The sequence below is a fragment of the Arenibacter sp. F20364 genome (assembly GCF_023015905.1).
GTDB lineage: Bacteria > Bacteroidota > Bacteroidia > Flavobacteriales > Flavobacteriaceae > Arenibacter.
Map to the genome: position 1 here is coordinate 1 of NZ_JALKBD010000160.1, position 411 is coordinate 411.

A 411-nucleotide genomic window follows, 5' to 3' on the forward strand; every position below is an offset into this window, starting at 1 on the left:
TCCAGTTGCTCCAGTTGAACCAGTGGCTCCAGTGGAACCAGTTTCACCTTGTATTCCCTGTGCTCCAGTAGAACCAGTAGCACCTGTCGCTCCAGCCTCTCCTTGAATTCCTTGCGCACCAGTTGAACCAGTTGAACCAGTAGTACCAGTAGCTCCAGTTGCACCTGTATCTCCTTTGTCTCCCTGATCTCCCTTGGCTCCTGTTGTACCAGTAGCTCCAGTAGCACCGGTTTCACCTTTATCGCCCTGGTCACCCTTGGCACCGGTATCACCTTTTTCACCCTTATCACCTTGGTCACCCTTAGCTCCGGTCGCACCAGTATCTCCTTTTTCACCCTTATCACCTTGGTCACCCTTAGCTCCAGTAGAGCCAGTAGCTCCTGTAGCACCGGTATCACCCTTAGCTCCGGT

General features: G+C 53.0%; 1 protein-coding gene. It reads right to left on the reverse strand.

What is annotated here, in order from left to right; translation table 11 throughout:
- Nucleotides 1-411: collagen-like protein (locus MWU84_RS24145; protein ID WP_246906610.1), on the reverse strand; the 411-nt coding region annotated here is incomplete at both ends.